This is a genomic window from Streptomyces sp. NPDC057307, assembly GCF_042667665.1.
In the GTDB taxonomy this organism is placed as follows: domain Bacteria; phylum Actinomycetota; class Actinomycetes; order Streptomycetales; family Streptomycetaceae; genus Streptomyces.
This window is the reverse complement of record NZ_JBHUZM010000258.1, coordinates 1-4,143: the sequence shown is the minus strand read 5'-3', so window position 1 is coordinate 4,143 and position 4,143 is coordinate 1. Positions and strand designations below refer to the sequence as shown.

4 protein-coding genes are annotated in these 4,143 nt (G+C 69.7%); 3 read left to right on the top strand and 1 reads right to left on the bottom strand.

Features of this window, described 5'->3' with window-relative positions:
- Window positions 1-138 precede the first annotated feature (138 nt).
- The 3 genes from ACFUN8_RS37065 (at window position 139) to ACFUN8_RS37055 (ending at window position 3,692) form a co-directional block, all read left to right on the top strand.
- Window positions 139-1,209, top strand: coding sequence for a carbohydrate ABC transporter permease (locus ACFUN8_RS37065; RefSeq protein WP_383647767.1), 1,071 nt, complete (start codon window positions 139-141; stop codon window positions 1,207-1,209).
- 18 nt (window positions 1,210-1,227) lie between these two features.
- A complete protein-coding gene (locus tag ACFUN8_RS37060) occupies window positions 1,228-2,157 on the top strand; it encodes a carbohydrate ABC transporter permease (RefSeq protein ID WP_383647764.1) in 930 nt (309 codons plus the stop codon).
- Between the two features lie 110 nt (window positions 2,158-2,267).
- Complete coding sequence (locus tag ACFUN8_RS37055; RefSeq protein WP_383647761.1) at window positions 2,268-3,692, top strand: GH1 family beta-glucosidase; 1,425 nt, start codon at window positions 2,268-2,270, stop codon at window positions 3,690-3,692.
- Window positions 3,693-3,713: 21 nt separating this feature from the next.
- On the opposite strand, the gene ACFUN8_RS37050 is transcribed toward ACFUN8_RS37055, so the two are convergent.
- Window positions 3,714-4,143 (bottom strand): MFS transporter (locus ACFUN8_RS37050; RefSeq protein ID WP_383647758.1); only part of this gene is annotated, 430 nt, incomplete at its 5' end.

Sequence of the window (4,143 nt, the reverse complement as noted above, 5' to 3'; positions counted from 1 at the left end):
GGTGTCACCTGACCGGCCCGGCCGCCGGGACCCGCCCCCCCGCCCCGCCCCCCGCGTAACTCCCTTCCCGCGTACGCCTGTTCCACGGATTCCACGGAACCGCTCCCACCGACCCAGACCTCAAGGAAGGACGCCCGCGTGGCCACCTCCACCCCGGCAGCCCGCACCGACGGGCAGCCGCCCCCGAAACCGGACGGCTCCGGCGGGAAGGGCGGCGCCGGCCGCGGCGCAACCGCCGGCCAGTCGCGACGCAACATCCTGCACCGGCTGGACGTGCGAGCGGTGCCGTACGCCTTCATCGCCCCGTTCTTCCTCATCTTCGGCGCCTTCGGCCTCTACCCGCTCATCTACACCTTCTGGATCTCGCTGCACCGCGTCGAGCTGTCCACCCTGGACACGATGGAGTGGCGAGGACTCGCCAACTTCACCGAACTCATCGACGACGACCGGTTCTGGAACGCGCTGACCAACACCTTCACCATCGGTGTCATCTCCACCGTCCCGCAGCTCCTGATGGCACTGGTCCTCGCCCATCTCCTCAACTACCGGCTTCGTGGCTCGACGTTCTTCCGGGTCGCCGTACTCACCCCGTACGCCACCTCCATCGCCGCCGCCGCGCTCGTCTTCACCATGCTCTTCGAGCGTGACTTCGGCATGATCAACTGGGGTCTGAGCTTCTTCGGGATCGAGAACGTCGACTGGGAGAACCAGAAATGGCCCGCCCAGTTCGCCATCTCCGCCATCGTCATCTGGCGCTGGACCGGCTACAACGCGCTGCTCTACCTGGCGGCGATGCAGGCGATACCGAGGGACCTGTACGAGGCGGCGGCCATCGACGGCGCGTCACGCTGGCAGCAGTTCCGCCAGGTCACGATCCCCGGCATCAGCGCCACGATCGTCTTCACCATCGTGCTGTCCACGATCGGCGCGACCCAGCTCTTCGGCGAGCCGCTGATCTTCGGCCAGGGGCCGAACGGCATCAGCGGGGGCGCCGACAACCAGTACCAGACGCTGGGGCTGCTCCTCTACGAAGAGGGCTGGAAGAACTATCAGATGGGCCGCGCCGCGACGATCGCCTGGGCGATGTTCCTGATCCTCGTCCTCGTCTTCGTCCTCCAACGCGTCGTCAAGGGCCTCGCGACACGCCGCTCGCGGGCTGCCACGGCCCCGAAGAAGCAGCCCACGTCCACGCCGTCCGCCACGTCCTGACCAGGGAGCAGCCGCCGTATGACCATCGACACCGCGCCCGTCCGGGCGGACGCACGCGACCGCGCGCCCAAGGCGCCCACACCCTCCGGCCGCCTCCGGATCCGCCGCGCGCTGCGCCCCGGCGCGGGCCGCACCCACCACGCGGGACCGCTCGCCTACCTCCTGCTCGGCCTCGCCGCGCTCGTCTCGCTCTTTCCGCTGTACTGGACGGTCGTGGCCGCCTCCACCGACAACACCCGTGTGTCGCAGACCCCGCCGCCGTTCCTGCCGGGCCCGAATCTCCTCAAGAACCTCGGGATCGCCTGGCAGGACGCCGCGATGGGCAAGGCGATGCTCAACAGCCTGATCGTCGCCGGTGCCATCGCCCTGTCGACGGTCTTCTTCGCCACCCTGGCCGGCTTCGCTTTCGCCAAGCTGCGCTTCCGGGGACGCAACCTCCTTCTGCTGTTGGTCATCGGGACGATGATGGTGCCGCCGCAGCTCGGAGTCGTACCGCTGTTCATGATGATGGCCGAGCTGGGCTGGGGGCAGACCCTGCCGTCGGTCATCTTCCCGACACTGGTCAGCGCCGTCGGGGTGTTCTTCATGCGGCAGTACCTCAAGGAGGCGCTGCCCGACGAACTCATCGAGGCCGGGCGCCTGGACGGCGCGCACTCACTCCGTATCTTCTGGAGCATCGTGCTGCCGATCGCCCGGCCGCCCATGGCCGTCCTCTTCATGATCACGTTCGTGCACGCGTGGAACGACTTCTTCTGGCCGTTCATCGCGCTCGACATGACCAACCCCACCGTTCCCGTCGCCCTCACCCAGCTCAGCGCGGGCTATGTGCGCGACCAGTCCGTGATCATGGCGGGCGCGCTGCTCGGCACCCTGCCGCTGTTGGTGATGTTCATCGTCTTCGGCCGCCAGATAGTCGGCGGGATCATGCAGGGAGCGGTCAAGGGCTGACCCGCCGGCCCTGGGCCGTGTCCGCAAAAGTCCCGCCTCTCCCCACGCGCAACACACAGCGCACAGCACGTAGCACACGGCACACAGTTCAACTCCTGAAAGGGACCCTCGTGGCCACATCCCCCTCCGTCTCCGTACGAGTCTTTCCGCCCGAGTTCCTCTGGGGCACCGCGACAGCCGCCTACCAGATCGAAGGCGCCGCAAGGGAAGCCGGCCGCACCCCCTCCATCTGGGACGTCTACTCCCGTACCCCCGGCAAGATCCGCAACGGCGACACCGGCGACATCGCCGCCGACCACTACCACCGCTGGCGCGAGGACACCGCGCTCATGTCCGACCTCGGCGTCGGCGCCTACCGCTTCTCGGTCTCCTGGCCGCGCGTACAGCCCACCGGCAGCGGCCCCGCCTCCCAGGAAGGGCTCGACTTCTACCGCCGCCTCACCGACGACCTCCTCGCCAAGGGCATCGAACCGGTCGTCACCCTCTACCACTGGGACCTTCCGCAGCATCTGGAAGAGGCGGGCGGCTGGCCCGAGCGCCGTACGGCGGAGCGGTTCGCGGAGTACGCGGCCCTCGTCGCCGACGCGCTCGGCGACCGCGTCAAGACATGGACGACGCTGAACGAGCCCTGGTGCAGCGCGTTCCTGGGTTACGGCTCCGGCGTGCACGCCCCCGGCCGTACCGACCCCGTCGACGCCCTGCGCGCCGCCCACCACCTCAACCTCGGCCACGGCCTCGCGGTCCAGGCGTTGCGCGACCGGCTCCCCGCGGACGCGCGGCTGTCCGTCACGCTCAACCTCCATCACGTACGGCCCCTGACCGACAGCGCGGCGGACCGCGACGCGGCCCGCCGGATCGACGGCCTCGCCAACCGGATCTTCACGGGACCCATGCTGGACGGCGCCTATCCCGAGGATGTCGTGGCCGACACCTCGTCACTCACCGACTGGTCCTTCGTCCAGGACGGCGACACCGCGCTCATCAACAGGCCGCTGGACTTCCTCGGTGTCAACTACTACTCGCCGACGCTCGTCTCCCACCACGAGGGACCGCCCGCCCACCGGTCGGACGGACACGGTGTGAGCGACCACAGCCCCTGGCCCGCCGCCGACGACGTCGCCTTCCACCAGACGCCCGGACCCCGGACCGCCATGGGCTGGACGATCGACCCGCAGGGCCTGTACGAGCTGCTGATGCGGGTACGCCGGGACCACCCGGAACTGCCGCTGATGATCACCGAGAACGGTGCGGCCTTCGACGACTACGCCAACCCCGACGGCGAGGTCCACGATCCGGAGCGGATCGACTATCTGCGGGACCACCTCGCCGCCGTACACAGCGCCATCGAGTCGGGAGCCGACGTACGCGGCTACTTCCTGTGGTCGCTGCTGGACAACTACGAGTGGGGCTACGGCTACAGCAGGCGCTTCGGCGCCGTGTACGTCGACTACGCCACCCAGCGGCGCATCCCCAAGGCCAGTGCCCACTGGTACGCGAAACTCACGCGCAGCGGGAGCCTGGCGGCCGGGCGGTAGGACCGCCGTCGCGGCTCGGTCTCACGCCTGCGCGCTTGAAGTCGGCTCGGTGGCGAGTGGCACCAGTGGGGCTGCGGGTACCGGCGGTGCGGGAGACGGTGTGCGGTAGGCGCGCAGCGGGGCGTTGACCGCGGCCACGACCGCGATCGCGAGCGCGGCGGACAGGCCGCCGGTGACCAGGGAGAAGGGAGCGGAGGTCACCGACGCGACCAGACCGCCTCGGAAGTTGCCGAGTTCCGGGCCCGCGACACCGATCACGTGCTCCACGGAGGAGACCCGCCCCCGGTACGCGTCCGGGGTCTCCAACTGGATCAGCGCGCTGCGGGTGATCACGGACACCGTGTCGGCCGCCCCGGCAACGGCCAGACAGGCGAGCGCCAGCCACAGCGGCCCGGCCAGGCCGAAGCCGGCCAGTGCCAGGCCCCATACGCCGGCCGCGGCCAGTTGGACG